Here is a 297-nt window from a genome sequence, read left to right as displayed (position 1 = left end):
ACAGTGGATATACAGGGTAGGGTCAGGTGGTATGATTATGACAGCATCGGGCGCCTGGAACAGGTGCAGTATCCGCTTGATTCGGGTAAGATGCAGCATGACAGGGAAGAACGCGAACGCCTTGGTCTGCCGGTAGATACTGATATGCGCTACTTCTCGGGGTATAGCTTGAGCAGCAATGATCGCTCGGCACTGCAGGATGCCTGGCACAATATGTTCTCCTACAGCCGTGGAGGACTGAATCTGATGGTTGGCGCATGGACTGAGTCATTCACCTATGATGCAGCCGGAAACCGC

At 53.5% G+C, this 297-nt stretch carries 1 protein-coding gene; it reads left to right on the top strand.

Going from position 1 to position 297, the window contains the following annotated elements; all coding sequences use genetic code 11:
- On the top strand, positions 1-297 hold a 297-nt coding region (locus tag ACYQ2L_RS17240), incomplete at both ends, for a hypothetical protein (RefSeq protein ID WP_460058370.1).

This window comes from Spirochaeta dissipatitropha (assembly GCF_054657935.1).
This window is presented reverse-complemented; position numbering and strand designations above follow the sequence as displayed.